The sequence below is a fragment of the Aquirufa ecclesiirivi genome (assembly GCF_011250515.1).
Lineage (GTDB): Bacteria > Bacteroidota > Bacteroidia > Cytophagales > Spirosomataceae > Aquirufa > Aquirufa ecclesiirivi.
On sequence record NZ_JAANOP010000009.1, the window covers coordinates 53,618 to 72,371 of the forward strand.

General features: G+C 38.5%; 18 protein-coding genes. 6 read left to right on the plus strand and 12 right to left on the minus strand.

Annotated elements, in window-relative coordinates:
* Nucleotides 1-103 precede the first annotated feature (103 nt).
* Nucleotides 104-1,879 carry a metallophosphoesterase gene (locus tag G9H65_RS11590; protein ID WP_166375505.1) on the plus strand — a complete coding sequence of 592 codons (1,776 nt, stop codon included), beginning with the start codon at nucleotides 104-106 and terminating at the stop codon, nucleotides 1,877-1,879.
* Here the strand turns inward: G9H65_RS11590 and G9H65_RS11595 are convergent.
* From G9H65_RS11595 to G9H65_RS11610, 4 genes are read right to left on the minus strand one after another with little or no spacing between them, the layout of a single operon-like run.
* Nucleotides 1,876-2,898: a LacI family DNA-binding transcriptional regulator gene (locus G9H65_RS11595; protein ID WP_166375506.1), complete on the minus strand. Its 1,023-nt coding sequence runs from the start codon at nucleotides 2,896-2,898 to the stop codon at nucleotides 1,876-1,878. The genes G9H65_RS11590 and G9H65_RS11595 overlap by 4 nt on opposite strands.
* A 41-nt stretch (nucleotides 2,899-2,939) precedes the next feature.
* Nucleotides 2,940-3,302, minus strand: coding sequence for a dihydroneopterin aldolase (folB, locus tag G9H65_RS11600; RefSeq protein ID WP_166375507.1), 363 nt, complete (start codon nucleotides 3,300-3,302; stop codon nucleotides 2,940-2,942).
* Between the two features lies 1 nt (nucleotide 3,303).
* Nucleotides 3,304-4,221: a DivIVA domain-containing protein gene (locus G9H65_RS11605; protein WP_166375508.1), complete on the minus strand. Its 918-nt coding sequence runs from the start codon at nucleotides 4,219-4,221 to the stop codon at nucleotides 3,304-3,306.
* A 24-nt stretch (nucleotides 4,222-4,245) separates the two neighbouring features.
* Nucleotides 4,246-5,145, minus strand: a complete 900-nt coding sequence (locus G9H65_RS11610; RefSeq protein ID WP_166375600.1) for a WD40 repeat domain-containing protein — start codon at nucleotides 5,143-5,145, stop codon at nucleotides 4,246-4,248.
* A gap of 54 nt (nucleotides 5,146-5,199) precedes the next feature.
* Here G9H65_RS11610 and G9H65_RS11615 point away from each other — a divergent pair, with 54 nt between their 5' ends.
* Nucleotides 5,200-5,829, plus strand: coding sequence for a 4'-phosphopantetheinyl transferase family protein (locus G9H65_RS11615; RefSeq protein WP_166375509.1), 630 nt, complete (start codon nucleotides 5,200-5,202; stop codon nucleotides 5,827-5,829).
* Here G9H65_RS11615 and G9H65_RS11620 read toward each other — a convergent pair.
* Complete coding sequence (locus G9H65_RS11620) at nucleotides 5,826-6,659, minus strand: transglutaminase-like domain-containing protein (protein ID WP_166375510.1); 834 nt, start codon at nucleotides 6,657-6,659, stop codon at nucleotides 5,826-5,828. The two genes, G9H65_RS11615 and G9H65_RS11620, sit on opposite strands and share 4 nt — an antisense overlap.
* 152 nt (nucleotides 6,660-6,811) lie before the next feature.
* Here G9H65_RS11620 and galE point away from each other — a divergent pair, with 152 nt between their 5' ends.
* The 3 genes from galE to rfbA are packed head-to-tail and all read left to right on the plus strand — an operon-like array spanning nucleotide 6,812 to nucleotide 9,753.
* Nucleotides 6,812-7,831, plus strand: a complete 1,020-nt coding sequence (gene galE / locus G9H65_RS11625; protein ID WP_166375511.1) for a UDP-glucose 4-epimerase GalE — start codon at nucleotides 6,812-6,814, stop codon at nucleotides 7,829-7,831.
* Nucleotides 7,832-7,835: 4 nt separating this feature from the next.
* Complete coding sequence (gene rfbB, locus G9H65_RS11630) at nucleotides 7,836-8,891, plus strand: dTDP-glucose 4,6-dehydratase (protein ID WP_166375512.1); 1,056 nt, start codon at nucleotides 7,836-7,838, stop codon at nucleotides 8,889-8,891.
* Nucleotide 8,892: 1 nt separating this feature from the next.
* Entirely contained in the window at nucleotides 8,893-9,753 is an 861-nt protein-coding gene (rfbA, locus tag G9H65_RS11635; RefSeq protein ID WP_166375513.1) for a glucose-1-phosphate thymidylyltransferase RfbA, read from the plus strand.
* On the opposite strand, the gene G9H65_RS11640 is transcribed toward rfbA, so the two are convergent.
* The 5 genes from G9H65_RS11640 to G9H65_RS11660 are packed head-to-tail and all read right to left on the minus strand — an operon-like array spanning nucleotide 9,750 to nucleotide 13,567.
* Entirely contained in the window at nucleotides 9,750-10,922 is a 1,173-nt protein-coding gene (locus G9H65_RS11640) for a chromate transporter (protein WP_166375514.1), read from the minus strand. The two genes, rfbA and G9H65_RS11640, sit on opposite strands and share 4 nt — an antisense overlap.
* 4 nt (nucleotides 10,923-10,926) lie before the next feature.
* Nucleotides 10,927-11,892, minus strand: a complete 966-nt coding sequence (locus G9H65_RS11645; protein ID WP_166375515.1) for an isopenicillin N synthase family dioxygenase — start codon at nucleotides 11,890-11,892, stop codon at nucleotides 10,927-10,929.
* A 3-nt stretch (nucleotides 11,893-11,895) separates the two neighbouring features.
* Nucleotides 11,896-12,603 (minus strand): superoxide dismutase, encoded by a 708-nt coding sequence (locus G9H65_RS11650; protein WP_166375516.1) that lies wholly within the window; start codon nucleotides 12,601-12,603, stop codon nucleotides 11,896-11,898.
* Nucleotides 12,604-12,619: 16 nt separating this feature from the next.
* Nucleotides 12,620-13,225 (minus strand): recombination mediator RecR, encoded by a 606-nt coding sequence (gene recR / locus G9H65_RS11655; protein WP_166375517.1) that lies wholly within the window; start codon nucleotides 13,223-13,225, stop codon nucleotides 12,620-12,622.
* Between the two features lie 9 nt (nucleotides 13,226-13,234).
* A complete protein-coding gene (locus tag G9H65_RS11660; protein ID WP_166375518.1) occupies nucleotides 13,235-13,567 on the minus strand; it encodes an ATP-dependent Clp protease adaptor ClpS in 333 nt (110 codons plus the stop codon).
* A 64-nt stretch (nucleotides 13,568-13,631) separates the two neighbouring features.
* Here G9H65_RS11660 and G9H65_RS11665 point away from each other — a divergent pair, with 64 nt between their 5' ends.
* Complete coding sequence (locus G9H65_RS11665) at nucleotides 13,632-15,068, plus strand: sodium:solute symporter (RefSeq protein WP_166375519.1); 1,437 nt, start codon at nucleotides 13,632-13,634, stop codon at nucleotides 15,066-15,068.
* Between the two features lie 55 nt (nucleotides 15,069-15,123).
* On the opposite strand, the gene G9H65_RS11670 is transcribed toward G9H65_RS11665, so the two are convergent.
* The gene (locus tag G9H65_RS11670) at nucleotides 15,124-15,687 is read right to left on the minus strand and encodes a YceI family protein (protein ID WP_166375520.1); all 564 of its coding nucleotides are present in this window, start codon (nucleotides 15,685-15,687) and stop codon (nucleotides 15,124-15,126) included.
* A gap of 134 nt (nucleotides 15,688-15,821) precedes the next feature.
* Nucleotides 15,822-18,533, minus strand: a complete 2,712-nt coding sequence (locus G9H65_RS11675; RefSeq protein ID WP_166375521.1) for a bifunctional YncE family protein/alkaline phosphatase family protein — start codon at nucleotides 18,531-18,533, stop codon at nucleotides 15,822-15,824.
* Nucleotides 18,534-18,754: the final 221 nt, after the last annotated feature.

Consider the following 18,754-nt stretch of genomic DNA (forward strand, 5'->3'; position numbering starts at 1 on the left):
AAAAAGACATTGAACAACCTAGTATTAAATTTTACATCTCATTGACCAACAACTGAATACAAAAACATAGGCTTTTGATTACCTTTATGCACTTTCTACATTTATGAACCTAAGAAAATCATCCTATAACGCCTATTTCCCGTTTATTGGGTATATCTCCTTACTAGTCATTTTAGGTTTCTCCCCTATTGCAACTGCTCAAAAAATCACTCGGTATCCTTACATTCAATTAGCACTATCTAATTCTGTTTTAATTCGGTACAGAACGGATCAAGCTACTATTTCTGAAATTAGCTTAAGTACCGATGGGAAAAACTTTAGCCCTAGTATCAAAAGCGCCATCCCTCAAACAGAACATAGTCTTTCTTTAACGGCACTTCAACCAAGTACTAAATACTTTTACCGTGTTCATTTGGGAGAAAAAGAACTGTTAAGTGATTCTACCTACTTTTTCAAAACAGCTCCTAGCATAGGTTCCAAAGAAAAAATATCCATTTTCTCAGTTGGAGATATGGCTGCTGGAGAAACCCAAAAAAAGGTTTATAACGCCTATTTAAACTACCAAAAAAATAATTATACCAATCTATTTATCAGTTTAGGTGATAATGTCTATTGCGGTGGAAGTGATGCTTGTTGGCAAGAAGAATTTTTTAGCCCTTACCATGCTGGTCGATTGTTGCGACAAAGTGCTTTATTTCCTTCCACAGGAAATCATGATTACGATAATCAGCCTTTCCCCTACCAACAAGATGAGCCCCAAATGACTTATTTTCAAAATTTCACTTTACCTAGTAAAGCTGAATTAGGTGGAGTACCCTCCTCCTCCGAAGCCTATTACTCTTATGATTATGGCAACGTCCATTTTGTCTGTTTGGATTCCTTTGCCTGGGGAAAAGACAATTTTCGGATTTTCGACCAAGTCAACAACATCCAATTAAATTGGCTTAAAGAAGATCTAAAAGCTACTAAACAAGATTGGAAAGTGGTTTATTTCCATTTTCCTGTATATACCAAAGGTACATACGACTCCGACGTCAACGCTGAAATCGTTAAACTTAGAGATTATTTAACTCGGGTATTTGATGAATACGGTGTTGATTTAGTGATGTCTGGCCATAGCCATGTCTATGAAAGATCTAGACCATTAAAAGGACAATATGGCTTGTCTTCTGAGTTCTCCCCTGAAAAAAACTGGCCAATCAATTCGTCTGGCAGATATGATGGTTCAGATAAATCCTGTGCCTATATCTTCAACAACTCCGATCCCAGCAAAAAAGGCACAACCTATGTAGTCAATGGTTGCGGAGGGCAAACCGCCACGCATCGCTTTAATTGGCCACATCCCGTGATGGAATTCTCTTTAGATAAACGTGGAGGTTCAATGGCCATTGACATTGAGAATAATCGACTTGATGCTAAATTTATTGATGAAGACGGAGCCATTTTGGATCAGTTTACGATCATGAAAGAAGTCAATAAGGTCACCAAACAAACCATCAATGCTTATGATCCGATTGAACTCAAGGCATCTTGGCCAGCTCCATCCAATTCATATAATTGGTCATCAGGTGATAAATCCCAGAAAATTAATTTAAGACCCTTAAAATCAAGTACCTACACGGTAACTGACAGCCAGAAATGCCTACAAGATCAATTTGAAATTACTGTTAATCCACCACTTGGAACTACAAAGTGGGAAGAATTACTATATCAACCTTTTGATTCATTAGAAATATTTGATCTACTAGGTAGAACGTGGAAATCCATTCAAAAAGAAGGTATTGTAGATCAACAAATCATGGATGGAATACCAAGTGGCCAATACATTTTGGAATACCAATACAAAGGAAAAAGATTCACCCTAAAATTAAACCATTAATTCAGTTGGGTTGAGGATTCTCTCACGACTAAATTTGTCTTCAATACTTCGATTCGCGGGATTGATTCTCCTGTTTTATGTTCAATTTGCGCCAAAAGTAATTCCACAGAAATCCGTCCAATTTCATCCAATGGCTGAGAGACCGAAGTAATTGTTGGAGAAATCACCTGACAAATAGGTTCATTGTTGAAACTAACAATCTTAACATCCTTAGGAACACTGATTTTTAATTCTTTCAAAGCCGTTAAAACTCCGATGGCTAAGCGATCCGAAACGACTAAAATTCCATCTGGCCGATTGTCACTTTGCATGAGCAAATGCGTCTGAGATCTAGCTGTATCTTGGTAATAATCGGAATGTAGAATCAAACTAGGGTCTACTGACAATCCTGCTTCTTCCAGAGCATGAATATAGCCCAATCGACGCTGATTACTAACAGAAACATTTTTGGGTCCCGCTAAAAATGCAATACGCTTGCACCCATTTTCAATCAAATGCTTAACCGCTTCATAGGCAGATTGCTCATTGTCCACCATGACTTTGGAAGCCTCAATTTCCTCACAATTTCGATCAAAAAACACCAAAGGGATTCCCCTTCTTTGCAATCGGGTTAAATGTTCAAAATTGCTAGTTTCTCTAGAAAGAGAAATGATGATACCATCCACTTGCCCCCTGGATAAATTTTGAATATTGGTCAATTCTCTCTCGTAGGATTCCTGAGTTTGGGTAATCAGCAAACTGTAACCCGCCTTAATGGCCGCTTCCTCAATGTGCTTAATGACGGTAGAAAAGAAATAATACCCTAAATCTGGCACAATCAAACCCAGGGTCTTTGTTTTACTTTTTACTAAACTGGTGGCTAATAAATTAGGCTGATAATCCCACTCTTTGGCCAAATCCAATACAAGTTTTTTCGTATCTGGATGAATATCAGGTAAATCCCGTAGGGCACGAGAAACGGTAGCCACAGAAACATTCAACTGCTTAGCAATATCCTTGATTGTTACTTGATGACGCATTCCGTTTGACGTTTTGTTTCTACCTGTTTTTAACCAAACTACTATTCAAATGTTTTATTCCAATGAATGCAAGCATTACCTTTACTTTGACCCAAGGGTGGATTTTCTTTTCTTAAGCTCAATTGCAAGGATTTAATGTGTGGCCATCGGTGAAAGATGGAATTTCCTATTTTTTCAACCAATGTTTCCAATAAATCAACTGGCACTTTCATGTTGTCTTGACAAATCTGATAAACCTGTCCATAATCCAAGGTTTGGTTTAAATCATCTTGTATGTCATTGGCTGATTCCAGATGAATAGTTACATCTAATTCATACCAATTACCCAATATTCTTTCCTCAGGAAAATAGCCATGATACGCATAAAAACGCAATCCTTGCCAGGCAACTTGATAAAAATCCATATTAATTTATTTCCCCAATTTTCCCTTGAGGCCCTGAAGATTTGGCATAAGCTTCCAATACCTTATTCAAAGTAGGTAGGCTATCGTCTGGAACTAATTGAGTGGGGTCTATTCCTTTTTTCTTGGAACTTGGCGAATTTTTGGGGCCTCGGGCATTCACGGGTTTCGCTGCTTGGCTTATTACTGCCGACTTGGGCTTTCTTCCTCTTTTAGCAGGACTCTTTTTATCTGCAGTAGCTGAAATGGTAGATTTGGGTCTACCTACTTTTCCTTTGGGTTTCGCTTTTAACGTAGTTTTTTTAGCTTTATTTGCCTGTTTTGATACTGTTTTCGATTTGGGCGTCATCGGTTTTTTCACCTCAACCATCACTTTCTCTTGAGGCTCTTTCGGTTTGGTTAAAGTTTCATTGGAAACTGACCAGGTTTTAATTTGCTGTAAAGTCTTTTCTGAAATGCCCATCAATTGTTCAGCAACCTCTTTTTGTGCTTCTTGAAGGCCACGCAAGACACGCTCTTGTTCTTTGATGGTCTGGTTTGACTCTACTAATATTTGCTTGGATTCTCCTTCAGCTAGCAATTTAATTTTAGCAGCTTCTTTTTCAGCCTGCTCAATCAAAAGGCTCGACTGCTTTTGAGCTTTTTGCAAGGCTAATTCAGCATCTTTTTCCGCTTTTACTTTCCAATTCAATTGAGCTTCTTCAGCCATTTGAACAGCCATCAGCATGGATGATTCTGCTTCTTTTAGTCGATTAAGTTCTTTCTCTAACTCTGCTATCTTGGATTCTAATCGATCTCGAGATTGTTGAATGGATTGATGGTACTCCTCAATTCGGAATAAATAATCATTCACTTCAGAAACATCATATCCACGAAAGGATTTTGAAAAAGATGCTTCGGGTAGTTCGTATATATGCTCCATAATTGTGCTAAAATAGAAAAAAAATTAATGAATCTTCCAAACTGAGATATTTTTATCATCGGATGCCGAAACCAATTGATCCTCAAATGGAGTCCAAATTAGTTTATTAACCGAATTTTTATGCCCACCATATCGAGCGGCATCGATCACTTTAATTAAGGTCAAATCTTGGGCATCCCAAATCTTAATCGTTTTATCCATGCTAGCACTGGCAAACAAAGGCTTCTGAGGATGAAATGCCAAATCATGGATGGCATACATATGGGCAATAACTTCTGATTCAGGCTGAAATTGATTTGTGATTTTATGTAAATTCCATTTCTTGATTCGGGCATCTTTCCCCACCGAAATAAGCACATTTTCCTGTTCCCAATACTGTACACCAAAGACACTACCTTCATGAGCCTTCCAAGCATATTCCAATTCAAAGTTCGAGTTGAAAATTCGAATATAGCCATCACTGTAAGCGGCAGCCACCCTATTTTGAGGCAATAACCGAAGGTTTCTGACGCTTTTCTCACTTGCCTTGATGTGTTTTACAATTTGCTTTGAATTTGCATCTATTACGCTGATCAATCCATCTTGATGAGCTACCCAGACTTGCGTATGATTAAATAGAATATCAAAGATGGAATTAGCTCCCAATCCTATCGAAAAAATACGCTCTTGATTAGACAATTGAATCCCATGAATTCCTTCAAAATTTTGCCCTACCCACAAAACCCCTTGTTCATCATGCTTCATGGCATAAACAGAACCATTTATTTGCGCAACCACCTTGCCCAAATCAGGTTTTTGTAAATTCCATTGAACGACCCATCCATCAGAACCTGCCGAATAAAATTCATGCGCTTGTTCCCCAAAGGCTAAAGAATAAATCGGTCCACGATGCCCTGAAAAGGTATCTATCCGTTCAATTTGCATGATGTCTATATTTGAACACAAAAATGGTAATTTTGCGAGCAAATACGTTCAATCATGCCTCAAATTTTCCCACTTCGTGAATTATGCTTTCCTGATTCTTCATGGATGATTTGGGAAATCACTGAAAATGAGGCCTATTTTAATCAAATTCCAGATTCTTGGAAAATAACCCTTCCTTCCAATCATGCACTTGAGCTTAAAAGATTGGAATCCTTGGCTGCCCGATTTTGTCTCTGGCAATTAGTGAAAAACCAGATAGGACATGAACTTGTCTTAGTAAAATCAAGTAATAATCGTCCGTTTTTTCAAGATTCCGACTTGAAATTGAGTATTAGCCACTCCTATCCTTATGTAGCCGCAGCTATCAGTAAACAGAAAAACATAGGAATAGATTTAGAAAAAAAAACTAGAAATATACAGAAAGTGGCCCCTCGATTCCTTTCCACTACCGAACTTGAATGGTCTGAAATGGACAGTAAAAAACTTTTGGCGGCATGGACAGTGAAAGAAGCTATTTATAAAGCTCAACATCAAGCTGGACTTGATTTCAGAAAGGAAATCAGTTTTGACTGCCAATTTCCCTTACAAAAAGGACATGTGCAAGTAGACCAAAAATCAACAGATTTTGATCTTTGGCATGAAGAATTTCCTCAATTTGGGATAAGTCTTGCGATTCGAAATTAATCCAAGGAATCAATGATTTGACTCAATTCATTTTTATGTTCCTCATCACCCGCTTTGTCGTAGGCCATGATTAAATTTCTTAGAACCCGACGAATGATTTCTAAGTTAGAACATGGATTATAATAAATTTCATTCGGAACTAAATTCAACTGAGCCAAATAATTATCAATATCTACCCGATTGAAAATCAAACCCTTATTGAATACATTGATATAGAACTGAACACCTTTTTGTTTATACGTTAACACAAACAGATTAGGTAAATTCACGCCATAGACTGGAAAACCAAGTCGTTGGGCTATCCACATGTAAATCACGCACAGACTTATGGGATTGCCTTTTTTACTCTCTAAAACAACATTAATGTACGAATTATTAGCCGCATGAAAGTTTTTGGTATTCGCTCCAAATTTTAATTGATCAAACATCACTCCATTTAAGACCTTAATTTGATCCATGGGATGCAAATTTTCTCTGATTTGAGGCCAAACTTCAAAATAAAGCTGATCCAATTCTGTCTTTAATTGAGAAAAAGAATAATCAGGAAAACGATAAGTGGCCACAATCCACATTCCCTCCATGAGATCCATACCACCTGCCTCTTTCCAATGAGTCAGACGATTACGCATGGATTCCAACTGAAAATCATGAATTAGATTTTCTATTTTCTCTTGCAAAAGTGGATTTAAACTCAATTGCTCCCACTCAGATTCCAATACAGGAATAATGGAAGGCCCCAAGGTTCGAATCTGTTGCTCCACCAATTGTACGACCTCTGTATCACTGTCGTCGAGCAATTGTATCATGGCTTTGATAGCTGGTTCCTTCATAGGGTATTAATTTAAATCAAAAATAAGCACTAAGCTTCGAAATACAAACCGCTTACATGACAAGCCCTTACAATAAATGATGAGCCTATATATTTTTTTTCAAGAGAATATAAACCTAAATTTGCTAGCTCATTGAAGCATCAATTCAATATATGAATATTTTAATAACTGGAGGAGCGGGTTTCATAGGTTCTCATACCTATGTAGTCTTAAAAGAAAACGGCTTCACTCCTATTATCGTTGATAATTTTGCCAATTCCTCTGCTGAGGTCATTGAACGTCTCAAAACCATCACACAGGATGTCGTTATCTACATGGAAGGTGATGTGAATGATGCTTCTGTCTACGATAATTTATTTCAAAAGTATAACATTGATGGAGTTATACATTTTGCTGCAGCCAAGGCGGTAGGAGAATCGGTGGAAAACCCATTGAAATACTACCGAAACAATGTAGCTGCCACCGTCCTCTTGTTGGAGAAAATGAATGAATACGGCATTAAAAACCTTGTTTTTTCCTCTTCCTGTACTGTTTATGGACAACCTGAAAGCTTACCTGTAACCGAATCGGCTCCTGTTCAACCTGCTGTTTCTCCTTATGGGAATTCCAAGCAAATATGTGAGGAAATCATTCGAGATAGTGTACATGCTCAAAATGCTCATTTAAAAGCTATTTCATTGCGCTATTTTAATCCAATTGGGGCTCATGAAAGTGCGTTAATTGGAGAGTTGCCATTGGGACCTCCTGCTAATTTAGTACCCTATTTAATGCAATCTGTCGCAGGTTTACGTGGCCCCTTGCAAGTATTTGGAGATGATTATCCTACACCAGATGGTACAGCCATCCGCGATTATATCCATGTTTGCGATTTGGCAGAAGCACATGTAAAAGCTTTAACTTATTTACTTGAGCAACCTCAATCCACTTATTATGATTATTTTAATATTGGAACGGGAACAGGTAGCTCGGTCATGGATGTCATTCATGCCTTTGAAAAAACAACAGGAAAAAAAGTACCTTACGAAATAAAACCTCGTCGATCTGGTGACATTACAGCTGTTTATGCTGCTACAGACAAATCCAAAGAGGTCCTAGATTGGTCAACGAAAAAAAGTTTAGAAGAAGCCCTAGCAGATTCTTGGAGATGGCAAGAAAAGCTTCTTAAATCATAATTGTATGAAAAAAATTGTCATAACCGGTGGTGCCGGATTCATTGGTTCACATGTGGTGCGTTTGTTCGTTCAAAAATACCCTGAATACCAAATATTTAACCTGGATGCTTTGACCTATGCGGGGAATTTGGCCAATAATGAGGATATCGCTCATTTACCAAATTATCACTTCATTAAAGCAGACATCACCGACGCCGACCATATCGATGCCTTATTTGCTGAACATCAATTCGATGGAGTATTGCACTTGGCGGCAGAATCGCATGTAGATCGCTCAATTTCAGATCCATTGGCTTTTGTTAAAACCAATGTCATTGGAACGGTGAATTTATTACAAGCTGCCAAAAAGCATTGGGCAAATCAAATGGAAGGAAAGCGTTTTTACCATATTTCGACTGATGAGGTTTATGGTGAATTGCACAATCCAGAGGAATTCTTTTTGGAAACCACTCCTTATGATCCGCGTTCTCCCTATTCAGCCTCAAAAGCTTCATCTGACCACTTTGTGCGTGCTTTTCATGAGACTTATGGCTTGCCTACCGTCATCACCAATTGTTCGAATAATTACGGGCCAAACCATTTTCCTGAGAAATTAATCCCCTTGATGATCCATAATATCCTCAATAACAAACCTTTACCAGTCTATGGGAAAGGCGAAAATGTGAGAGATTGGCTCTATGTGGTAGATCATGCTCGGGCGATTGATACCGTTTTTCACCAAGGAAAAATCGGTGATACCTACAACATTGGTGGATTCAATGAATGGAAAAACATCGATTTAGTGCATTTATTATGCCAAATTATGGATCAAAAACTTGGTCGTGCTGAAGGTACATCTAAGCAATTAATTACCTATGTCACCGACCGTGCTGGCCATGATTTGCGTTATGCCATCGATGCCCATAAAATCATGAATGAGCTAGGTTGGGAGCCTTCTTTGCAATTTGCAGAGGGCCTAGAAAAAACAGTTGATTGGTATTTAAGCAATGAAAAGTGGCTCAAAGATGTGACATCAGGCGCCTACCAACAGTATTATCAAAACATGTATCAAGGAAGATAAAATGAAAGGAATTATTCTAGCAGGCGGTTCAGGTACGCGTCTACATCCATTGACTTTGGCAGTAAGTAAGCAATTAATGCCTATTTACGACAAACCTATGATTTATTATCCCTTATCCATTTTGATGTTATCTGGGATACGTGAAATATTGATTATCTCCACACCTCATGATTTACCTCACTTTGAGAAATTATTAGGAGATGGTTCACAAATTGGTTGTCATTTTGAATATGCAGTACAACCAGAACCGAATGGTTTGGCACAAGCCTTTGTCATTGGCGAAAAATTCATTGGAAAAGCAAAGGTGGCCTTGGTATTAGGCGATAATATCTTTTATGGTTCTGGATTAAGTAAATTGTTACAGGCCAACAATGACCCGGATGGCGGAGTCGTATATGCCTATTCAGTGAATGATCCTGAGCGGTATGGTGTAGTTGAATTTGATGCAGACAACAATGTATTGTCGATTGAAGAAAAACCCAATCAACCTAAATCAAATTATGCAGTTCCTGGCTTATATTTCTATGACAATGAAGTGGTGGAAATTGCCAAAAACATTGCTCCTTCTCCCCGTGGTGAATATGAAATCACAGATGTGAATAAAGAATATTTAAAACGCGGAAAGCTTAAAGTAGGTATTTTAAACCGTGGAACGGCTTGGCTGGATACAGGTACATTTGCTTCTTTAATGCAAGCTGGACAGTTTGTTCAAGTTATCGAAGAAAGACAAGGCATGAAAATTGGTTGTATAGAAGAAGTAGCCTACCGTATGGGATATATTGAAGCTAAACAATTAGAAGCCATCGCCAAACCATTGGTAAAAAGTGGATATGGACAGTATTTATTAAATCTGCTTCGTTAAGAAACGATTATTCCTGCCAATAAAGCAATGACGAATAAGGCAATTGGAGGGAGCTTGGTCATTTGAGCTACCAAAAATGTCACAATCACAATACCGAATCCAATGAAATTCGCTTGTAAAATCATGGGATGAATGAAGGTATAAACCGCCACGATGGTTAGTCCAACCGAAACAGATTGGATTCCAGGCAATGATGCTCGAATAAAGCGGTATTGCTTTAATTGCCCCCAAATTCTGTAAACGAAGAAAATAAGAAAGGTACCAGGCAGAAAAATACCTAATGCTCCGATGACACTGCCCGTCAGTGCCCCCAATATTCCATAATCTTTCATCAGCAATACTCCAAGATAGGAAGTAAGTGCAAAAACGGGCCCAGGTAAAGTCTGAGATAGTGTCATCCCCGTAAGGAAATCATCTTCTCGGATGAGGTGTTTGAATTCTACAAATTCCGTAAATAAAACAGGCACTAAAACTTGTCCCCCGCCAAAAACCAAACTTCCGTTTCGGTAAAAATTCTCAAATATTCGAATTGGATAATAATCCGTAAAATGTCCTAAAACAGCTAAAAAGAGAGCAAATCCCCAGAATAAATGAAAGTTTGCCCATGGAATAATCATTTTATGCTTATTCTGGCGGGGGAAATCTTTAAAATTCAACGATGATATCAAACCTCCCAACAACAGTAAAACAGGAAATATGAAAGGACTTTGGATGTACAATCCGATGGCCACCGTAAACAAAAATATCAGGATATACATGGGGGCCCGAAGAAACTTTTTGGCCATAATCCAACCTGCTTGTAATATTAAACCAATACCAACAGGGGTAACAAACTGGATGATCTCTCTATTTCTCAAATAGGTCATACCAAATGCCGCTAATGTCATAACAAAAACAGCTGGTGAAATCCAAGCAATTAACGTTAAATAAGCCATGTTGGCACCACCTCGTTTATAGCCAATAGCCGTAATCATCTGAGTCGAGGTTGGTCCAGGTAAAAAAGAACAAAGAGCTTGAATTTCAAACAACTCATCTTCCGTCAAATAGCCCTTCTCCTTCACTAATTTTTTAAGGAAAAGGGCTATATGAACTTGTACACCACCAAATGAAGTCATAGCCAATACTAACACATCCCATAAAAACTCGACATGTTTGGGCTTTCTCCACATGGGCTTATTTTTTCAAACCTAATTCAATTAAGCGCTCTGTTAAAAACTCTCCAGCACTCATATCCGTATACATTTTTGGACTATCTGTGGATACACAAGATTCCAAACAAGTTAAATCCATCTCCGATCTAGGATGCATAAAAAAAGGAATGGAATAACGGGATGTTCCCATTTTTTCTCGTGGAGGATTCACCACACGGTGAATGGTTGATTTTAAATGGTGATTGGTCAAACGATCTAGCATATCCCCCACATTCACCACTACTTGATCAGGTAAAGCCGTAATTGGAATCCATTTTCCATCCATTCGAAGTACTTCTAAGCCCTCAGCTGAAGCGCCCATCAATAAGGTTATCAAATTGATATCCCCATGCGCAGCGGCACGAACAGCTCCTTCTGGCAAAGCATCTGGATTTGGAATCGGGAAATAGTGAATGGCGCGCAAAATGGAATTACCATTTTTTACTTTGTCTTCAAAATAATCCTCCGGTAATTCCAAATACAAAGCAATGGCCCTTAATAGTGTTTTACCAGCATTTTCTAGCGTTTGATATGCTCCTACGGTATACTTCTCAAAATCGGGGTATTCTTTGGGGAAAACATTTTCTGGATATTCATTCCATACCGAGTCTCCATCTTGTTGATACTTTTGGCCTACATGGTAAAACTCCTTTAAATCAGGCACTTTAAAGCCTTTGGCAGTCTCTTTACCTTTTCCGATATAACCACGCTGACCTGCTATTCCTGGGATTTCATAAGCTTGCTTCAAGGAATCTGGTGATTGAAAAAATTGCTCTACTTCTTGATACAATTTTTTTGTGAAATCATCCGACAAACCATGACCCTTTACGGCCACAAAGCCAATGGTATTAAAGGCATTACCTAAATCTTGAACAAATTGGGCCTTTCTAGCAGGATCACCCGAATTATATTCATTCAAATCTAAAGAAGGTATTTCTTCCAACAACATAGTTTATTTTTTTATGGATGAAAATTGTTGAGATACAAAATCCCAATTGACTACATTCCAAAAAGCATTGATGTAATCTGCTCTTTTATTTTGGTATTTCAAATAATAGGCATGTTCCCAAACATCCAAAGCTAAAATTGGTGTTCCTTTTACTTCTGCAACATCCATTAAAGGATTATCTTGATTGGGAGTTGAACTAATCACTAATTTCCCCTCTTTCCAGATTAACCAAGCCCAACCTGAACCAAAACGACCCGTGGCCGCCTTTGCAAATTCGCTTTTTAACGTATCCATTCCACCTAAATCTTTCTGTATTTGTGCCAATAAATCAGCACTTGGTTTGGAACCTGTAGCTGGTCCAATCAATTTCCAAAAAAAGCTATGATTCCAGTGACCTCCGCCATTATTACGAACAGCCGTAGGCAATTGACTCATTTGACCCATCATGGCCTCTAATGATAAAGTAGCTGCGGCTGTACCCATTACTGCTTTATTTATATTATCCACATAGGCTTTATGATGGCGATCATGGTGAATTTCCATCGTTAATTTGTCAATATGCGGCTCTAAAGCATCAAATGAATAGGCCAAAGCTGGCAAAGTAAATGGAGCAGTCTCTAGGCCATTTTGTGCCTTAGTTACCAAAGATGGTAATACCATGCTCGCGCCCAAAAGCCCGAACGTTTTCTGTAAAAAATGTGATCTTTTCATGAATGTGGATAAAAGATTATTCATAGACTACTCGGCCGACAATACTTCGTCCAAGGGTAATTTCATCAGTATATTCCAAATCACCACCTATGGGTATACCACGGGCAATGGTGGAAATTTTAATCGGGAATTCTTTTAATTTTTTCGTCAAATAAAAGGCCGTCGTATCGCCTTCCATGGTCGGACTAAGTCCTAATATCACTTCGGTCACTTTACCCGTACTTACTCGTTGAATAAGGGAATCTATTTGCAAATCACTTGGAGAAATACCTGCTAATGGAGAAATAATGCCTCCGAGAACATGATAAAGACCCATAAACTGACCTGTATTTTCGATGGCCAAAACGTCACGCATATCTTCCACCACACAAATCAGGCTTTCTTCACGCTTATGACTATGACAAATACCACATAAACCTCCATCGGAAATCATGTGACATTGAGGACAAAATTGGGTTTCCGTTCGTAATTGAACTAAAGCATGCGCTAATTGTAAGGATTGCGATTCGGGTCTCTTCAATAAATGAAGCGCTAAGCGCAAGGCGGACTTTTTCCCTATACCCGGTAACTTCGATATTTCTTCTACAGCCTGTTCAATAATCCGAGAAGGGTAATTATTCATGGCCATACGCTATTGATAAGACTCTATTTCGGCAGAAATACCACGACGACAAATTTCATTACGCATACTTACCAATTCTTCAAAATCTCCTGATTTAACGCCACATCTACCTCTAAAATGTATTTGAAGCGTACATTGTTCCGCCTGTTCCGGACTGTGTTCACACACTTCCATCAAGGTTATGATAACATAATCAAAGGAGTTAACCTCGTCATTGTACACTACCAACTGATGGGAAGCTACAACTTCTTCATCAAAGGCCAACTCGACATCTTCTTGATGCTTTTCTTGGTTTTGAAAAGAAATACCAAAACGAGAAATGTTATCTTCCGAGAATTCCATATTTTTGATACGATTTATAAAAACGACCTCTTAGCAAATTTAAAAAAAATCCTTTGAAACACCTATGTCTGTAACTTTAGCCGGAGGAATTCTTGCCATCTATTTTGGCCTACTATTAATCATATCCTACTTTACTTCCAAAGGTGCTGATACACATGCATTTTTTACTGCTAATAGGCAATCTCCTTGGTGGTTAGTAGCCTTCGGCATGATTGGTACTTCCATATCAGGATTAACGTTCATTTCCGTCCCAGGTGCTGTTGGCAAAACATCCTTTACCTATTATCAATTAATCTTAGGGCATTCATTGGGTTATTTAACCATAGCCCTCGTTTTAATGCCCTTGTACTATCGCTTAAATCTTATTTCCATTTATGGTTATTTAGAAAGTCGATTCGGTTTTTGGTCCTACAAAACAGGTTCAGCCTTTTTCTTGTTATCCCGAACCATCGGATCAGCAGCCCGTTTATATTTAGCTGTTAATGTCTTACAAATTGCCATTTTTGCTCCCATTGGTGTTCCCTTTGGCTTAACGGTATTCATTTCCATCTTGCTGATTTGGCTATACACGCACCGTGGTGGCGTAAAAACGATCATCTGGACAGATACTTTACAAACCTTATTCTTACTGATTGCCTTGTTTATTACCATCTTCTTGGTAGGTCAACAAATGAACATGGGATTCATGGATATGGTTCATACCATTTCAGATAGTAAATATTCCCACATGTTTGAATGGGACTGGAAAAACACCCATTTCTTTGGAAAAGACTTCCTTGCCGGGGTATTTATCGCCATCGTGATGACAGGTCTTGACCAAGATTTGATGCAAAAAAACCTGACTTGTAAATCCATTGGTGAGGCGCAGAAAAACATGTTTTGGTTTTACTGGGTGCTTCTTTTAATAAACCTTTTATTTCTTTCTTTAGGTGCCTTATTATACATCTATGCCCAAAGTAAAAACATCGCCATTCCTGCGCAAACAGATAATTTATATCCTATGTTGGCTTTAAACGGGCACTTTGGTACCTTGGCAGCAGTCACCTTTTTACTCGGTATTATTGCCGCTTCCTATGCCAGCTCTGATTCTGCCTTGACGGCATTAACTACCTCTTTTTGCATAGATTTCTTACGAATTGAGAAGTTTCAAGAACAAAAAAGACATAAAATCAAGCATTATGTTCACCTAGGTTTTTCAGCTTTATTCTTTGTAGTGATCGGCTTATTTCACTTATTTAATAATCAAGAACTAATTTCTGCCGTATTTAACTTGGCTGGATACACCTATGGACCATTATTAGGTCTATTCTCTTTTGGATTATTTACCAAAACACAGGTAAAAGACAAATGGGTGCCAATCATTTGTGTGGCCTCTCCTATCATTACCTTTTTGTTAGAATGGCAATCACAAGCGCTCTTTGGAGGATTTGGCTTTGCCAAGTTGATCCTCAACGGTGCTATTTGTTTTGCACTACTTTGGGCTATTCGGATAAAAAAATAAAGTGCATAAAAAAGGCGACCTAGGGTCGCCTTTTCATTAGAACGGGGAATAATGATTACTCTTGAATAAACTCACCACTAGCGCGTAATTCAATATCTTCTCCTACCATAGCTGCTGGCATGGTACCAACACCCCAAGCAGTACGATTGATTGCTCCAGATGCTTTAAAACCAGCTACTTTTTTACCTTGACGGTTTGTAGTAGTTCCGTTTAACACTAAATCCAAAGTAACAGGTTTAGTTACTCCGTGCATCGTTAAATCTCCAGCTAATTTATATTTACGATCAGCTACTTTACTGATTGACTTGCTTGCGAAAGTCAACGTTGGGAATTTAGCTGCATCAAAGAAATCAGGACTTTTTAAGTGTGTATCACGACGCTCATTATCTGTAAAAACAGTATTTACATCGGCAACAATATTGAATTTTGCATCAGTAAAATCATCTTTAGCTGAAATCATAGTCGCTTCCGTAATTTTAAATGCTCCTTCAACATCTGAAATCGATAAGTGAACCACGCTAAATCCTACCTTCGAGTGAGATTTATCAACATTCCATTTCTGAGCTTGTGCGGATAATCCACATGACAATAAAGCAATAGCAAAAAGTATTTTTTTCATAATAATTATTTTTTATTGGGTTAATTATAGAATTCGAAACTACCATTAAATAACACAAAAGCAATTAACAAATCAAAAAATCGTTCGGGATAGGAAGAAATTTGCGACAAAAATCCAAAATCCTGCGAAAAAGTCTACTTGTCTCCTAGGCTTTTATAATGCTCTTTGCGCATTTGCTCGACATTATCCATCTCGACCCTTTTCTTAATTTTCTTCCAATCGATGGTCTTATTGTATTTTTTCATCGTTACTTCTGGCTGAAAAATACGTCGGTCAGGAAAAACAAAATCCACAGGACCAAAGTCGGGCTTATCTGTAAAGAAATCATCTAGCAACGTAGCTGTTTGATCATAATGATTCACGCTAGGTACTCCAAAATTGGTATAGATCAAACGTAATAAGGACCCAAAATTGGCATGTTTGTGAGATACATAATTACGCTTCACATAAGGTCCGGCCATCATCAAGACACTTCGGTGGGCATCTACGTGGTCTACCCCTCCTTGTGGGTCATCTTCTGTAACGATCACCAGCATATTTTTCCAATAAGGCGTAGTTGATAAAAAATTAATCATTCTGGCTAATGCCAAATCATTATCTGCCATAAAAGAATGATTGCTCACATATCCATCTTCAGGTCTAGGATCTGAACCATGGTCATTGGGTAACTGAATAGTCACTACCGAAGGCATTTTTTTCTTGCCTGTTAACCACAACTTAGTAAATTCTGATTCAAATTGCTCCGCACGGAACATGTCTGGAATATCCATATTGAAACCCGCATAATTGTGGCTTGTATTCTTCCACAAGGCTTTTTGCATGGGAACCATGACCACATGACCCGCTCCTGTCAAGGTATCAAACCATTCTTCTCGCGTATGAGCCGTTTCATTCGCTTCTCCAAAATTGTAAAAAGAAATATTTTTGCGCTCCAAAGCCTCCCACAGTCCACCTACTTCCGCATAATCTTCTGGATCAATACTTCCTGTGGTACCAGGATGTCTTCTACCCGGTGCTTTGGAGAATATTTTAGCTGATTTACTAACACTAGAATTCGCTTCGACCCATTCATTCGGTATCACGCCCACCATCCAGTGATGTCCATGGATGGATGCATCACTGTCACAATAAAAATTATCACTCATCGCAAATCGCTTGGCTAAGAGTGAATGATTCGGCATCACATTGACGTTATGGAAAGTCGTTTTCAAGGAATCCGGCAAAACTACGGTTTGATTTAAGCCATAACGAGCGATGGTAGAATCGCCATTGGCTCCTTTAAATTGACCAAAAATCTCATCGTAGGTACGGTTTTCCTTGGTAATGTAAACGATGTGCTTGATGGGAGATTGAGCCTGTTTGTTTTTATCCAAGGAAAGAATCTTATTCCCCCTACCCTTGGCTGAATATTCTTGGTACGTATTGTTCTTTACTTCTTGTGTATAAGCTGCTAATTGTGCCTCATTGGGCATATTAATTGTTTGGAATGTACCTAATTGAATATCCCCTACATAGGAACCTTGTTCTGGCGCTTTAAAGTCTTTACCTCCATTGGGTCCTGCTCCATAGCCACGGCAAGTCGTAACATAGAGCGTTTTCTCATCGGCAGATAGTCGCACTCGTGTCGGCCCCCAACCCGTTGGAATAAAACCTTTGGTTTTTTGACTTGGGATATCAATTACTGCCACGGCATTTAATCCTAATAAGGTCACATATAAGGTTTTTTCATCTTTACTAAGACATAAACCAAAAGGCAAATAACCCCTGCGTTTATCCAAAATCGGATTCAATTTGATCGGAATATGGGATTTAATTTGTTTGGTGGCATAGTCCAACACCGCAATATTATCGTTGGTAGCATTACTCACATAAGCAAATTTAGAACTGACAGCCAAAGAGTTGGGGCTAGATCCACCTACCACTTCCATCTCTTCCACCATTTCACCTAATTGGAAACCTGGTTTGTATTTTTTGGTAATTTGATTATTCGACAAATTAATTTGAAAAATACTCATCGCCTCATCCGAACGAGGGTCACCTACCCCTGGAATCTTTTTTCCCATGATTTCAGTGCCTTCACGAGATTCTTTGGTGTCGTTGGCATAGGGATGCCAAGGGATATGTTGTTTCTGTAAATTGGCCAGGTTGGTTCCTTCCACCAAGGGATATGAATACATCCCCACATTGGCGACAAAAGCATTTAGGTGATCAGGACTTAAAGATATACCAAAAGGTTGACGCCCAGTAGGCACCAAAGCCACGATTTCTCCACTATCGGCCTTCATCCGCACCATTCTAAAATTAGCACGATCTAAGACCAATAATTCGTTTAGTTCAGGCAATAAAACCAAATCAGAAGTAAAGCTATCGTCAAAATCATAGCCTTTGAAAGTTCCGTTTAAACTAAAAGTCTTTAGGATTTTACCTGTAGACAATTCTACGACCAACACATTCCCAGAATCTCCCCCACTGAGGTAAATCCATTCACTATTGGGAGAAAAGGCAATACCTAAATAGGTGCTTTTCCCATAAGGAGAAAGTTTGGAAGGAGTTCCATAAGGCGGAAAGCGTTTCGAGACCTGTTTTTCTAAATTAATACGCGTAAAAGCACCATTATGTAGCGTAACGGCCCATTTCCCGTCTGGACTAACCGCCATACCAAATGGATCGCTGTTGATACGAAGCGTTTTACCAGCCGGTTTCACCAATCGACCAGAAGGTAATACGGAATAACCATTGACGTCAATTTTGGCTGGCAAATCTCGCCCTGGAACTTCTAAAATTGTTTGTGCACTAACTTGAAATACACAAAATGAGAGGAAAATAGATTTTAATATAGTTTTCATAGGTTTAAATAATTTAACGAAGGTAAGATTCTTCTGCTAAAGGCTTATTAAGTAAGGGTTAAAATATCAGTAAAAATGGTAAGTAATTTGGGTGCTTTGTGAAACATTTAGTTTCGTTTCTGCTACCCATTGATATTTGATAATACTTGGTATATTTGGGTTAATCTAACCTCTTTATGTTAATACACCTATTTGTGTATTTATTTTAGATATAGGGTAGC